16 protein-coding genes are annotated in these 13,290 nt (G+C 72.7%); 11 read left to right on the top strand and 5 right to left on the bottom strand.

Translation table 11 applies throughout. From position 1 onward, the window contains the following. Positions 1 to 19: 19 nt before the first annotated feature. Positions 20 to 604 (top strand): hypothetical protein, encoded by a 585-nt coding sequence (locus FHX71_RS04350; RefSeq protein ID WP_182614587.1) that lies wholly within the window; start codon positions 20 to 22, stop codon positions 602 to 604. A gap of 9 nt (positions 605 to 613) precedes the next feature. Here the strand turns inward: FHX71_RS04350 and FHX71_RS04345 are convergent, their stop codons facing one another. Next, complete coding sequence (locus FHX71_RS04345; RefSeq protein ID WP_182614586.1) at positions 614 to 1,198, bottom strand: GNAT family N-acetyltransferase; 585 nt, start codon at positions 1,196 to 1,198, stop codon at positions 614 to 616. A gap of 52 nt (positions 1,199 to 1,250) precedes the next feature. On the opposite strand from FHX71_RS04345, the gene FHX71_RS04340 reads away from it, so the two are divergent. Then, positions 1,251 to 1,850: a class I SAM-dependent methyltransferase gene (locus tag FHX71_RS04340; protein WP_182614585.1), complete on the top strand. Its 600-nt coding sequence runs from the start codon at positions 1,251 to 1,253 to the stop codon at positions 1,848 to 1,850. Positions 1,851 to 1,915: 65 nt separating this feature from the next. Here FHX71_RS04340 and dapF read toward each other — a convergent pair whose 3' ends face one another. The 3 genes from dapF to FHX71_RS04325 all read right to left on the bottom strand — a co-directional run bounded on the left by dapF (position 1,916) and on the right by FHX71_RS04325 (position 4,534). Then, positions 1,916 to 2,881 carry a diaminopimelate epimerase gene (gene dapF / locus FHX71_RS04335; protein ID WP_182614584.1) on the bottom strand — a complete coding sequence of 322 codons (966 nt, stop codon included), beginning with the start codon at positions 2,879 to 2,881 and terminating at the stop codon, positions 1,916 to 1,918. Beyond that, positions 2,878 to 3,873 (bottom strand): tRNA (adenosine(37)-N6)-dimethylallyltransferase MiaA, encoded by a 996-nt coding sequence (gene miaA / locus FHX71_RS04330; protein ID WP_182614583.1) that lies wholly within the window; start codon positions 3,871 to 3,873, stop codon positions 2,878 to 2,880. The genes dapF and miaA overlap by 4 nt, the downstream gene beginning before the upstream one ends. A 64-nt stretch (positions 3,874 to 3,937) precedes the next feature. Beyond that, entirely contained in the window at positions 3,938 to 4,534 is a 597-nt protein-coding gene (locus FHX71_RS04325) for a hypothetical protein (RefSeq protein ID WP_182614582.1), read from the bottom strand. Between the two features lie 112 nt (positions 4,535 to 4,646). On the opposite strand from FHX71_RS04325, the gene FHX71_RS04320 reads away from it, so the two are divergent. From FHX71_RS04320 to FHX71_RS04300, 5 genes are all read left to right on the top strand, one after another. Beyond that, positions 4,647 to 5,246, top strand: coding sequence for a type III secretion system chaperone family protein (locus tag FHX71_RS04320; RefSeq protein WP_274994189.1), 600 nt, complete (start codon positions 4,647 to 4,649; stop codon positions 5,244 to 5,246). After that, the gene (locus FHX71_RS04315; protein WP_182614581.1) at positions 5,243 to 5,836 is read left to right on the top strand and encodes a type III secretion system chaperone family protein; all 594 of its coding nucleotides are present in this window, start codon (positions 5,243 to 5,245) and stop codon (positions 5,834 to 5,836) included. Before FHX71_RS04320 ends, FHX71_RS04315 begins: the two co-directional genes overlap by 4 nt. Positions 5,837 to 5,954: 118 nt before the next feature. Beyond that, complete coding sequence (locus tag FHX71_RS04310) at positions 5,955 to 6,947, top strand: WXG100 family type VII secretion target (protein ID WP_182614580.1); 993 nt, start codon at positions 5,955 to 5,957, stop codon at positions 6,945 to 6,947. A gap of 58 nt (positions 6,948 to 7,005) precedes the next feature. Beyond that, the gene (locus tag FHX71_RS04305; protein WP_182614579.1) at positions 7,006 to 7,659 is read left to right on the top strand and encodes a hypothetical protein; all 654 of its coding nucleotides are present in this window, start codon (positions 7,006 to 7,008) and stop codon (positions 7,657 to 7,659) included. Further along, positions 7,656 to 7,967 carry a hypothetical protein gene (locus tag FHX71_RS04300; protein WP_182614578.1) on the top strand — a complete coding sequence of 104 codons (312 nt, stop codon included), beginning with the start codon at positions 7,656 to 7,658 and terminating at the stop codon, positions 7,965 to 7,967. The genes FHX71_RS04305 and FHX71_RS04300 overlap by 4 nt, the downstream gene beginning before the upstream one ends. Positions 7,968 to 8,007: 40 nt before the next feature. On the opposite strand, the gene miaB is transcribed toward FHX71_RS04300, so the two are convergent. Beyond that, positions 8,008 to 9,690 (bottom strand): tRNA (N6-isopentenyl adenosine(37)-C2)-methylthiotransferase MiaB, encoded by a 1,683-nt coding sequence (gene miaB / locus FHX71_RS04295; RefSeq protein WP_182614577.1) that lies wholly within the window; start codon positions 9,688 to 9,690, stop codon positions 8,008 to 8,010. A gap of 137 nt (positions 9,691 to 9,827) precedes the next feature. On the opposite strand from miaB, the gene FHX71_RS04290 reads away from it, so the two are divergent. The 4 genes from FHX71_RS04290 (at position 9,828) to FHX71_RS04275 (ending at position 13,283) form a co-directional block, all read left to right on the top strand. Beyond that, the gene (locus FHX71_RS04290; protein WP_246402205.1) at positions 9,828 to 10,643 is read left to right on the top strand and encodes an amino acid ABC transporter ATP-binding protein; all 816 of its coding nucleotides are present in this window, start codon (positions 9,828 to 9,830) and stop codon (positions 10,641 to 10,643) included. A gap of 64 nt (positions 10,644 to 10,707) precedes the next feature. After that, positions 10,708 to 11,559 carry a glutamate ABC transporter substrate-binding protein gene (locus FHX71_RS04285; protein ID WP_182614576.1) on the top strand — a complete coding sequence of 284 codons (852 nt, stop codon included), beginning with the start codon at positions 10,708 to 10,710 and terminating at the stop codon, positions 11,557 to 11,559. A gap of 141 nt (positions 11,560 to 11,700) precedes the next feature. Then, complete coding sequence (locus FHX71_RS04280) at positions 11,701 to 12,390, top strand: amino acid ABC transporter permease (RefSeq protein ID WP_182618462.1); 690 nt, start codon at positions 11,701 to 11,703, stop codon at positions 12,388 to 12,390. Beyond that, on the top strand, positions 12,387 to 13,283 hold the full coding sequence (locus FHX71_RS04275; protein WP_182614575.1) for an amino acid ABC transporter permease: 897 nt from the start codon (positions 12,387 to 12,389) through the stop codon (positions 13,281 to 13,283). Before FHX71_RS04280 ends, FHX71_RS04275 begins: the two co-directional genes overlap by 4 nt. The last annotated feature ends 7 nt before the right edge of the window (positions 13,284 to 13,290 follow it).

Here is a 13,290-nt window from a genome sequence, read left to right as displayed (position 1 = left end):
CGCAGGGGACGGTACGACCATGCCCGAAGAGACCGAAGGACCCGACCGGACGGGCCGCCCATGGACCGACGAGGAGACCACGCGGATCGTGGCCTGGGTGCGCGACGGCGCGGACGAGCACACCGTCGTCGCCCGTTCCAGACGGAGCGGCACCTCGGTGGTGCACCGGATGCGCCGGATGCTGCCGCTGGAGCACCGCTCGTGCCCCACCGACATGGTGGTGGCCGCGCTGCGCGGCCACCTGCGCGACCCGGACTACGACTGGCGGGCGACCATGCTCCTGACGCCGCCCCCGCGGCCGGTGGTCCGCCCGCCCGACATCGTGCGGACCGGCGTGCCCGGGCTGACGGACGCCGACCTCGTCGTCGTCACGCACAGCGTCCTGCTCGACGACCGGGCGGCCACCGCCGACCTGCGCGAGCGCCTGGTCGGCCAGGTGAAGGAACGCGGGCTCCGCCGAGAGGTCCTCGACTCCCACGAGACCTACCTGACCACGCTCCGGGAACCGGCCGCGATCCGGGACCTCGACGAGTGGGTCCACCGCTGGTCGGGCGCGGTGGGTCTCGGCGTGGGCCGGTTCCCGGACTATGCGCCGTGGGAGTGAGGGAGCGGATCAGAGGTCGAGCCGCATGACCCGGCGGCGCTTGGTGGGCCGGCTGACCTCCGTCAGTCCCGCCGCGGCGAACGGCCCGGGCGTGCCGACGTTGACCTCGCCCCAGGTGATCTGCTGCCCGGGGTCGGGCACGATCGGGTAGCCCTCGACGGCCTGGGCGCCGCGCGTGCGCGCGTGCTCGACGGCGGCGGCCGCCAGCTCGTACATCAGGCCCCGCTTGCGGTACCCGGCGCGGACGGCGAAGCACGTGACGGCCCAGACGCCGTCGTCGTCCTTGTCCTCGTGCCGGCCCGCCCACGGGACCTGGCTGCCGCGGTACCGGACGAACGTGGTGCGGGGCGCGACGGCGACCCAGCCGGCCGGCTCGCCGTCGACGTACCCGAGCAGCGCGCCAAACGTCGGGGCGTCCGGGGGCGGGTCGAGCTGCTCGCGCAGCTCGTGGGCCCGCTCCTCGGCGGGCATGTACCACCAGGCGCGGTCGCCCAGGCGGATGCGCTGGCACTGGCAGTGGTGCGCGCCGCCGCGCGTGCCGAACACGGTCTGCACGTCGTCCCACCGCTCGACGGTGGCCTCGGCGATCTCCATGCCCGCAGGCTGGCACCGGTCGCCGGCGGCAGCAAGCGCCTAGGATCGTCCGGTGTCCAGCGACCACTACTTCACCGCCCAGCCCGCCTCGGACGACGAGCGCCGCACCCGCTCCGTCCGCCTCGCCGGCCGGGAGCTGGAGGTCGAGGTGGCGGCCGGCGTCTTCTCCCCCGGCGGCCTCGACAAGGGCACCGCGGTGCTGCTGGACCACGTCCCGGCACCCCCGGCGTCGGGCCACCTGCTCGACCTGGGCTGCGGCTGGGGCCCGATCACGATCAGCCTGGCGCTGGCGGCGCCCGAGGCCACGGTCTGGGCCGTCGACGTCAACGAGCGGGCGCTCGACCTGGTGCGCCGCAACGCCGAGAAGCTCGGCCTCGACAACGTCCGGGCGGCCCTGCCCGACGACGTGCCCGACGACGTCCGGTTCGCCGCCTGCTGGTCCAACCCGCCGATCCGCGTGGGCAAGGAGGCGCTGCACGAGCTGCTGACGCGCTGGCTGCCCCGGCTGGAGCCGGACGCGGCGGCCTGGCTCGTGGTGCAGAAGAACCTGGGCTCCGACTCGCTCGCCCGCTGGATCACCGAGACGCTCGGGCTCCCGGTCGAGCGGACGACGTCGTCCAAGGGCTTCCGCGTGCTCCGCGTCGCGGGCTGACCTGTCAGACCCCACCCCACGTGTCAGACGTACAGGTCCCCCGAGGGACCTGTACGTCTGACACGTCAGAGGGAGACGCGGCCCGAGTAGACCAGCTCCGCCGGGCCCGCGAGCTCGACGTCGCCGCCCGGCAGCACACGCACGCGCACCTCGCCGCCCGGCACCTCGACGATCCAGGTGTCAGGGGCGCCGTCGCCGGACGAGCCGCCCTGCCAGGTGCGCACCGCGAGCGCCGCGGCGCAGGCGCCGGTGCCGCAGGACGGCGTCTCGCCGACCCCGCGCTCGTGCACGCGCATGCGCAGACGCCCGACGACGCCGTCCGGCCCCTCCTCCTCGCCGAGCGGCACCACGAGCTCGACGTTGGTGCCGTGCGGCGGCACGGGGGCGACCTCGGGGGCGTGGAACAGCTCCAGCGAGGCGAGCTCCTCGACGCTCGCGAGGGCGACGACGGTGTGCGGGTTGCCGAGGTTGACGCTCAGGGCCGGGCGGGGCGCCGTCCAGCCGCGCACCGCGACGGCGGCGTCGTACCCGTCGGCCGCCGCGGACTCACCGCCGGGCAGGAACCAGCGGCCCATGTCGACGGCGTACCAGCCGTTGGCCTCCTTGGTCACGCGCTTCACGCCCGCGCGGGTGCCGAGGCTGAGCGGCCCGGCCGAGAGGTCGGCGAGCCCCTCCTGCTCCGCGAACGCGGCGAAGACGCGCACGCCGTTGCCGCACATCTCGGCCACGGAGCCGTCGGAGTTGCGGTAGTCCATGAACCACTCGGCCGTCGGGTCCTGCGCGAGGGCGACCTGGGCCGCCTCCTCTCCCGCGCGTGCCAGGGCGGCGGTCGGCGCGAGCCGGATGACGCCGTCGCCGCCGATGCCCGCGCGGCGGTCGGCGAGCCGGCGGACGTCGGCCGGCGTGAGGTCGAGCAGCCCCTCGGGGTCCGCGATCAGCACGAAGTCGTTCTGCGTGCCGTGGCCCTTGGTGAAGGCGAGGGTGCCGGGCGTCGGGACGGAGGGCACAGGGCTGGTCGCGGGCTGCGTCATGACCCCAGGCTACGGCGCACCGGCTCGGTCCCGGCAACCGGCAGGGTCCCGGCGTCGGCGGCGGCCACGATGGCGAGGGCGTCGTCCAGCAGGTGCGGCGACGCGGCGTCGAGCCAGTGCACGCGCGGGTCGCGCCCGAACCAGCCCATCTGCTTGCGGGCCAGGCGCCGCGTCTTCGCGGTGACGGCCTCCCTGGCCTCGGCCTCCGTGGACTCGCCGCGCCACCAGGCGAGCACCTCCGCGTAGCCGACGGCGCGGGCGGCGGTCACGCCGAGCCCGCTCCCGGTGCCGCCCTGCTCGGGGCTCGCCAGCCGGCGCACCTCGTCGACGAGGCCGCCGTCCCACATCCGGTCCACGCGGCTCCCGACCCGCGCGTCGAGCACCTCGCGCGAGCAGTCGAGCCCGATCTGCACCGCGGGCCGCACGTACTCCTGGCGCGGCAGGTTGGCCGTGTAGGGGCGGCCGGTGATCTCGATGACCTCCAGCGCCCGCACGATGCGGCGGGTGTTGTGCGGCCCGATGCTCTCGGCCGCCTGCGGGTCCAGGCGCTCCAGCTCGGCGTGCAGGGCGCGCCGCCCCTCAGCCTCGGCGCGCGCCTCCAGCCGCTCCCGGACGGCCGGGTCCGTGCCCGGGAAGTCCATCTGGTCGAGCAGCGCCCGCACGTACAGCCCGGACCCGCCGACGACGACGGCGCGCGCGCCACGTCCGGCGATGTCGTCGAGGTCGGTGCGGGCGTCCTCCTGGTACCGGGCCACGGAGGCGTCCTGCGCGGGGTCGAGCACGTCGAGCTGGTGGTGCACGATGCCGCGCCGCTCGGCGGGCGGCACCTTGGCCGTGCCGACGTCCATGCCGCGGTAGAGCTGGTAGGCGTCGGCGTTGACGATCTCGGCCGGGGCCCCGGCGCCCGGCGCGTCGCTCAGCGCCTGGGCCAGGTCGAGGGCGAGGTCCGACTTCCCGGTGGCGGTGGGCCCTACGACGGCGACGACTATCACCGGGCAACCTTACGGTCGGCCGCTCCCAGGGACGACAGCGGGGTGGGCCACGCCGCGCGGGGCGTCACGCCAGCGTGGTCACGCGGTACTCGGGCGGCAGGTGGTCGTGCGACTGGGCGAAGACCTGGACCTCCGAGGTCCACGCGTCGGCGCCCGCGGCGCGCAGGGCGGCACGGACGCCGTCCGTCAACGCACCGGGGTCACTGTCGAGCCCCCCGGGCACTCCCCCGCCGGCGACGACGAGGCCGTCGGCGGCGCGCAGCAGCCGGACGGCGTCGGCGTCGGGCCCTGTACCGGACGAACCCGGCCAGGACGGCGGCACCTCCAGCACCTCGACGTCGGCGGCCCGCGCGCCGAGCACGTCCGCGAGCGCCAGCAGCGCCACCGAGGCGCCGGTGCCCGCGGCGGGACGGCCCTCGTCGGACACCCCGCCCCCACCCAGCCAGCGCTCCCCGATACCGGAACCCGCCAGCGAAGGCCGCATCCGCCCGGACCGCAGCGCGGGCCCGTGCGCGAGGACCAGCGGCACCCGGCCGCCCTCGGTGAGCCGCGCCAGCGCGTCCGCCACGGCGGCGCGGACGCCGCTCAGCGGGTCGCCGCGCAGGCCAGGGGCCGTCCCCGGGACGAGCAGCGGGGTCGCGGGCAGGATCACGGCGTGCACGATCGACGAAAGTAGCACCAGGCGCGGCCTCCAGCGGGTCCTGGGCGATTCCACCCCTCTTTCCGGACGAAGGGCGCAGCGGGGGGAGGGGTCTGGCAGGTACTGTGGTCAGGTGAGGTTCTTCGGGTCACGACGCCGTAACACGGCGGGCGACGGCGACCGTGCGGCCACCGGCCCGCAACAGCCCGAGCCCAGGGAACTCGACGACGACGAGCTGCGGGCGCAGGTAGAGGGTGTGCTGCTCCGCGAGCTGACGGGCGGCCTCGACGATCCCTCCAGCATTCCTGAGCCGCTCACGCGCGACCGCGTCGTCGAGTGGCTGGGCGAGAACGGGTTCAGCTACTTCGTGGACTCGGAGGGCGACGTCGGCGGGCTGTGGCACGGCTGGCTGTTCTACTTCCTCATGGTCGGCGAGAGCTCCGAGGTGCTCCAGGTGCGCGGGCAGTGGCACCGGGACCTGACCATCGAGCGCCTCGAGGAGATCCTCGAGCTGTGCAACGAGTGGAACGCCGAGCGCATCTGGCCCAAGACGTACGTGCGCGTGCGCGACAACGGGGCCGTGCTCGTCTACACGGAGGTCACGGTCGACCTGGAGCACGGGGTGACCGAGGACCAGCTCGACCAGCTCCTGCAGTGCGGGCTGACCACGGGCTCGATGTTCTTCGAGCACCTCGACGAGACGTTCCCCGACCCGCTCAGGTCCGCGCCATGACGCCGCCGCGCAACGGAGGCGGAGCCGGCCGCTGGCTCGCGCGACTCCTGAACCCCCGGCCCCCGGCGGCCCGGCGCCCCACGGGTGCCCAGGTGCGCACGCTCGCGAACGCCCAGGTCGAGAAGCCGCGGCCGCTCAGCACGCAGCGCGTCGGCGACGACCTGTCGCGCCGCGGCTACCGCTTCCGCATCGACGACGACGGCGACGTGACCGGCACCTGGGACGGCAACCGGTTCTGGTTCCTGCTGCTCGGCGAGCACGACGAGATCCTGCAGGTGCGCGGCCGCTGGGCGGGCGCACTGCCGGCCGCCGCCCGGCTGGCGGTGCTCCAGGCGGCGAACGACTGGAACCGCGAGCGCATCTGGCCCAAGGTCTACACGCGCGAGGAGGGTGCGGGGCTGGCCCTGTACGCCGAGGTGTCGGTGGACTTCGAGCACGGCGCCACCGAGGAGCAGCTCGCCCAGACGGTGTCGTGCGGGCTGGTCACGGCCAGCCAGTTCTTCTCGACGGTCGCGTCGCTGGCCCCGCCGTCGGACGCCGACGCGGACGGCGAGACCGCGCCGGACGCCCCGGACGACCCGTCGAAGTAGGCGCGCTCCCCCGCACGGCCCCCGACGGGTAGTTCTACCCGTGGAGTTTTTTAGCCCTGTTGTCGCAGGTCAGTTACGGTCCTGAGCAGACGATGACCGGACGAGGGCAGGGGAACCGATGGGTGAGATGTGGGGCGCTGACGTCGGACAGCTGCGCGCCCTGGCACGAGAGTTCGAGGGGGCCGCGCAGTCGCTCGACACGACGGTCAGCGAGGTCACGTCCATGCTCTCGAGCGTGGACTGGCTGGGACCGGGCGGCGACCAGTTCCGCGGGGAGTGGGACGGGCACCACGCGCCGGCCATCCGCGGCGTGTCCGGCAGCCTGGCCGAGGTGCGGGGCATCCTGGAGCGCAACGCCGACGCACAGGAGGAGACCAGCGGCGACTACACGAGCGCGGGCGCTGCCGGTTCCGGCCTCGGCGGAGTCGGTGGGCTCGGCGGCCCAGGCGGCCCCGGCGGCTTCGGGACGATGGCCGGCGAGGGCACCCCCGCCGGGAACCCCGAGGACCAGGGCTTCCCGGAGTGGTTCGACGACGCCCTCGGCGGCTGGTCGAACGGGCTCACCGCGGGTGGCCTGGGGCAGGACCTGTTCAACTGGATCGTCAAGACGGGGACCGCGGTCGACTCGCTCGCCGACCTGGGCGCCGGAGGACACCTGCTCGACGCCTTCGGCAAGGTCTTCGCCGTCGCGGGGGTCGTCACGGGCGGTCTCCAGGCGTTCGACGAGTGGTCGGAGGGCGACTTCTACGGGGGCGCGGACGGCGCGATCACGGCGGGCCTGAGCGTCGCGGTGCTCGCGACGGCGGCCACCCCCGCGGGTCCATTCGTCGCCGGTGGCGCGGCCATCTGGGGCGGGCTCTCGCTGATCAACGGCCTGGTCTCCGACCGCCCGCTGAGCGAGAACCTCGTGAACTACAGCCCCGTGGGAATGGCCTGGAACGCCTTCTCCGACAAGCAGTTCTCGGAGGCGGTGACCGACGCGGGGAGCTGGGCCTGGGACCGCGGAACCGACGCGGTGGGCGGGATAGCCGACGCCGCGGGGGACGCGTTCGATGCCGGCGGCAATATGCTCAAGGGCGCCGGGAAGGCCATCGGCGGCCTCTTCAGCTGAGCCCAACCACTGACAGCCTGAACCAGGCCCTCAGCGGCCACTGGGAGGACAGAAAGACATGACTGACAACTTCACGCCCGACCGGGACGTGTCCGCCGACCCCGACGTCGCGCTGCTCGAGCTCACCGCCTTCGAGCTGATCACGCTGCTCAGCCAGGGCACGACCGAGGCGGGCCGGCGCACCACGGAGATGCTGCGGCTGCCGGAGGTCCCGCAGGACTCCCCGCTGCTCGGCGCGGGCCTGAGCTCGCTCGTGGTGCGGCGGCTGGCCAGGACGGAGGACGGCGCCCTGGTGCCGCTCGGCAAGCTGGCCGCGCTGTCGAACGTCCTGTTCACCGCGGACACCTGGGTCGAGGCCACCGGGATCACCGACCGGGAGAACAACGCGGCGCTGCTGATCGGTTCTCTCCACGGGTCGGTCGTCGTCGAGCCGCGGCCCAACGGGATCTGGCAGGTGCTGCCCCTGGAGTCCTCGGAGCCTGTGCGGGTCGCCGCATCGCGGTACGTCCAGGCGGCGTTCCGCACGCTGGAGGGGCGGCCGTTCGGCGGGAGCGTCAAGGTCACGGACGCCAAGGGTGCCCGGACGGCGGCGGTGCGTGTCGCCGCCGACGACACCTGGCAGCTCGTGCACGGGCCGGTGGACCAGAAGCTCGAGCCCGCCCCGGTGCGGCCCGACCCGACGTTCCGCATCCTCGCGGAGGCGGTCGCGTGAACGAGCGGCGCCCGGTGAGCCCCTGGTCGGACGGCGGGGACCCGGCCCGTGCGCGTGGCCTCGCCCTGATGTGGACCGCGCTGTCCGCCGTCGGCTGGGTGATGGCCGGGTTCTCGACGCTGAGCTGGTGGACCGCACAGGTGTCCGGCCGGGCCGGGGAGAACCAGTGGCGTGGGTACGCCGAGGGAGACGTGTTCCCCTGGTACCTGGTGGTCCCGTTCGCTCTGCTCGGGCTGTGCCTGGCCGTCGTCGCCGCACGCCGGTGGGCGCGCGCCCGTGAGCTGGCGCGCGACACGCCTCGCGACTGAGCAGGACCGGAGCCCGGGCCGTGCGGCCCGGGCTCCGTCGTCAGCGCCGCAGCGTGGGCAGGCCCAGCGAGACCGGGCCCGACGGCGCCGGCGTGCCGTGCGAGTGCTCGTCCTCTCCCCCGCCGAGCCGCGCCTTCTCGCGCGCGGCCCAGGCGTCGCCCGACCGGGTGCGGCGCACCACGAGGCCCGCGGCGTCGGCGGGCTCGGCGATCAGGTGGTGCGGGGCGGCCTTGACGACGGTCACGGTCACGGTGTCGCCGGGGCGCGGCAGGCCCGCGGGCACGACGTCGGCCAGGCGCGGGTCGCCCAGGTCGGCAGGCGCCTGCGTGAGGTCGACGCCGGGGTGCGGCGCGGCGCCGTCGGGCACGCCGTCGTCGGGCGAGGCGGTGAGGCCGAAGTGGACCAGGCGGTTGTCCGCCGCGCGGCCCGACAGGCGGTGCGTGGCGCCGTCCTTGCGGCCGGAGCCCTCGGCGACGAGCACCTCGAGCGTGCGCCCGACCTGCTTGTTCGCCTCCTCGGTACCGATGCGCTCCTGGAGGGCGAGCAGGCGCTCGAACCGCTCCTGCACGACGGCCTTGGGGAGCTGGTCCTCCATCGTCGCTGCGGGCGTGCCCGGGCGCGGGGAGTACTGGAAGATGAACGCCGAGCTGAACCGGGACGCCTCGACCACGCGCATCGTCTCGGCGAAGTCCTCCTCGGTCTCCCCCGGGAAGCCGACGATGATGTCGGTGGTGATCGACGCGTCGGGCATCGCCGCGCGGACCCGGTCGAGGATGCCGAGGAACTTCTCGGACCGGTAGGAGCGGCGCATCGCCCGCAGGATGCGGTCCGAGCCGGACTGGAGCGGCATGTGCAGCTGCGGCATGACGTTCGGGGTCTCGGCCATGGCGGCGATGACGTCGTCGGTGAACGCGGCCGGGTGCGGGGACGTGAACCGCACCCGTTCCAGCCCTTCGATCCGGCCGCACGCGCGCAGCAGCTTGGCGAACGCGCCGCGGTCGCCGAACTCGACGCCGTAGCTGTTCACGTTCTGGCCCAGCAGCGTCACCTCGATGGCGCCGGCGGCCACGAGCGCCTCGACCTCGGCCAGGATCTCGCCCGGGCGACGGTCGCGCTCCTTGCCGCGCAGGTGCGGCACGATGCAGAAGGTGCAGGTGTTGTTGCAGCCCACGGAGATGCTGACCCAGCCGGCGTAGACCGACTCGCGCTTGGTCGGCAGCGTGGACGGGAAGACCTGCAGCGACTCCGCGATCTCGACCTGCGCCGCCTCGTTGTGCCGGGCGCGCTCCAGCAGCACCGGCAGGGCGTCGAGGTTGTGCGTGCCGAACACGACGTCGACCCAGGGGGCCTTGGCGACGATGTCGCCGCGGTCCTTCTGGGCCAGGCAGCCGCCGACGGCGATCTGCATGCCGGGGCGCGTCGCCTTGATGCCCGCGAGCTGGCCGAGGTTCCCGTACAGCTTGTTGGCCGCGTTCTCGCGCACGGCGCACGTGTTGATCACGACGACGTCGGCGGCGTTGGCGGCCTCGTCCTGGCTGGACGCACGCGTGTAGCCGGCCTGCTCCAGCATGCCGGCCATGTGCTCGGAGTCGTGCACGTTCATCTGGCACCCGAGGGTGCGGACCATGTAGGTGCGGGGGTGCTCGGAGGCGTCGTCCCCGACGGCGGTGTCGGTCGTGGCGGCGTCGAGCAGGACTGTGGGAAGGGGGGCGGTCGTGGACATCGCCTCGATTTTACGACCCCTTTCGAACCCCGCCGAACGGTTGATCCAGGCACATTGCGGGCATCTGTTACCGAAACGTTGTGCTGTGATGACCAGTCGACTTGGTCTCTGAAACATCGGATCGTTAGGTTCAAGGGATGGACCAGAGCACCTCGACCACCGGCCAACCGGCGGCCGACAGCACCGCGGACGCTCCGACGTCGGACCGCGCCCTCGGGGCGCCCCTCGTCGAGCTGTCGCGAGTGAACAAGCACTTCGGCGCGCTGCACGTCTTGCAGGACATCGACCTCACCGTCCGCAAGGGCGAGGTGCTGGTCGTGATCGGCCCGTCCGGCTCCGGCAAGTCCACGCTGTGCCGCGCGATCAACCGGCTGGAGACCATCGACGACGGCACCATCACCGTCGATGGAAAGACCCTGCCCGAGGAGGGCAAGGCCCTGGCGCAGCTTCGCGCCGAGGTCGGGATGGTCTTCCAGTCGTTCAACCTCTTCGCGCACAAGACCGTGCTCGACAACGTCACGCTCGGGCCGCGCAAGGTCCGCGGGCTGAGCAAGAAGGACGCGGAGGAGCAGGCACGCAAGCTGCTCGACCGTGTCGGCGTCGGCAACCAGGCGGGCAAGATGCCCGCCCAGCTGTCCGGCGGCCAGCAGCAGCGGGTCGCCATCGCGCGCGCCCTGGCGATGCAGCCCAAGGTGATGCTGTTCGACGAGCCGACGTCGGCCCTCGACCCCGAGATGGTCAACGAGGTGCTCGACGCCATGGTCGCGCTCGCCCAGGAGGGCATGACGATGATCGTCGTGACCCACGAGATGGGCTTCGCCCGGAAGGCCGCCGACCGCGTGGTCTTCATGGCGGACGGCCAGATCGTCGAGGAGGCTGCCCCCGAGGAGTTCTTCACGGCTCCCAAGAGCGAGCGGGCGCGCGACTTCCTGTCCAAGATCCTGACCCACTGAGCTTCACCGACTGACCCCACCACCTCGGGACCCCGACCGGGTCCCGCACTACCGAAGGGCAAACATGCGCAAGCACACCATGGGCCTCCTGGCGATGGCGGCTGCCTCGACACTCGCGCTTTCCGCGTGTGGCGGCGGCGAGGTCGGCGCGCCGACCGGTGAGGACACCGCTGCCGGCGGCGGCGACACCATCCGCATCGGCATCAAGTACGACCAGCCCGGCCTGGGCCTGCAGGACGGTGACTCGTTCACCGGCTTCGACACCGACGTCGCCCGCTACGTGGCCGGCAAGCTGGGCTACTCGGAGGACCAGATCCAGTTCGTCGAGACCATCTCGGCCAACCGCGAGACGGCGCTGCAGAACGGCGACGTCGACATGATCTTCGCGACCTACTCGATCACGGACGAGCGCAAGGAGCTCATCTCCTTCGCAGGCCCGTACTTCGTGGCCGGCCAGGACCTCCTGGTCGCCTCGGACAACACCGACATCACCGGCCCGGAGGACCTGGAGGGCAAGAACCTCTGCTCGGTCACCGGTTCGACCTCCGCGGAGAACATCAAGACGGAGTACGCCGAGGGCGTGCAGCTCGTCGAGCGCGGCGGCTACGCCGAGTGCGCCACCGCTCTCGGCTCCGGTGCTGTCGACGCCGTGACCACGGACGACATCATCCTCGCCGGCCTGGCCGCGACCGAGGAGAACGCCGGCAAGTTCAAGGTCGTCGGCGCGCCCTTCTCCGAGGAGCGCTACGGCGTCGGCCTCCCGAAGGACTCGGACCAGTGCGAGGACGTCAACGCCGCGATCACCGAGATGATCGAGGACGGCACGTGGGAGCAGCTCGTCGCCGAGAACACCGAGGGCGCCGACTACACCCCGAACGCGGACCTGAACCCGCCGACGCCGGACGCCTGCGCGTGACCCTGCAGTACCTCGCCTGACCACAGTGCCTGACGCCGGACCGACTGCCTCCCCCGGGGCGCGGTCGGCCCGGCGTCAGCCACGTCCGGCGTCGCCGACCGGTGTCGTACGACGCCCCTGACCTATCCCTGAAAGGTGACCGTGGACGACTTCTTCTCCGGGTTCGCCGAGCTCTTCACTCAGTACGACGTCCTGGGCGCGTTCTGGGTCAACATCCAGCTCACGTTCTGGGCGGCGCTGCTGTCCCTGTTCCTCGGTACCGTGCTCGCGCTGATGCGGATCTCACCGATCGCCTCGCTGCAGTGGGCAGGCACCGCCTACGTGACGATCTTCCGGAACACGCCGCTGACGATCATCCTCACGTTCACCTACCTCGTGCTGTTCTCGCAGCTCGGGCTCTCCCTCTCGGAGAACCTCAACACCACGTTCTACTGGTACGCGGTGCTCGGGCTGGCCGTCTACCACGCGGCGTTCGTCTGCGAGGCGATCCGGTCCGGCGTCAACACCGTGCCGGTAGGACAGGCCGAGGCGGCGCGCGCGATCGGGCTCTCGTTCCTGCCGGCGGCACGCATGGTGATCCTCCCGCAGGCCTTCCGCGGCGCCATCGCCCCGCTGGGCAACACGCTCATCGCGCTGCTGAAGAACTCGACCGTCGCCGTGGCGGCCTCGGTCGCGACCGAGACGTCGTCACTGATGAGGACCATGATCGAATTCCGGCCCGACCTCATGGTCGCGATCTTCCTGCTGTTCGCCGTCGGCTTCGTGATCCTGGTGATCCCGATCGGCCTGGGCACCACCTGGCTGTCGCAGCGACTGGCGGTGAAGCGATGAGCTCCTCCGTCCTGTTCGACGCCCAGGGGCCCCGCGCCCGGACCGCCTCCGCCATCGGCAACGTGATCGCGGCCGTCGCGGTGCTCGCCGGTCTCGCCTGGATCACGTCGGTCCTGTACGAGAAGGGCCAGTTCGCGCCCACGCTCTGGCAGAACGCGGTCTCCGCCGAGGCATGGCAGTTCTACTACCTGCCGGGCCTGCAGAACACGCTGCGCTCGGCGCTGTTCGCCACGGTGGGCGCCATCGCGTTCGGTGTCATCTTCGGTATCGGCCGGCTCTCGCACAACCGCGCGGTGCGCTCGGTCTCCGGCGTCGTCGTGGAGTTCTTCCGCGCCGTCCCGGTGCTGCTGATGATGATCTTCTTCTACATGTTCTTCTCGGCGCAGGCGCAGTGGATCAGCGACCGGCCGTTCGCCGCGGTGGTCGTCGCGCTGATCCTGTACAACGGCTCCGTCATCGCGGAGCTCGTCCGGGCAGGCGTGGGCAACCTCCCGAAGGGCCAGGGCGAGGCAGGCCTGGCGATCGGCCTGACCCGGTCGCAGACCCTCCGGTCGATCCAGCTCCCGCAGGCGCTCGTCGCCATGCTGCCGGCGATCGTGTCGCAGCTGGTGGTCGTGCTCAAGGACTCCGCCCTGGGGCAGATCATCCTGTACCCCGAGCTGCTCCGGTCCGCGCAGATCCTGTCCTCCAAGGAACAGAACCCGCTGCAGGCGCTGGTGGTGGTGGCCATCGTGTTCATCATCATCAACTGGCTGCTCACCTTCGCCGCGCACCGCCTGGCGAAGCTGCTGTCCAGCCGCACGGCGGGTGCGACCGTCGAGGGCACCGGCATCGGCAACCCGACCGCGGCCGGCGGGTTCGTCGGCGGTGGCCCGGGTCCGACAGCCACCTAGCCACCAC

Origin of the sequence: Promicromonospora sukumoe (genome assembly GCF_014137995.1) — a bacterium.
GTDB lineage: Bacteria > Actinomycetota > Actinomycetes > Actinomycetales > Cellulomonadaceae > Promicromonospora > Promicromonospora sukumoe.
Note: the sequence above shows the minus strand (reverse complement) of the source record. Positions and strands in the feature narration are given on the sequence as shown.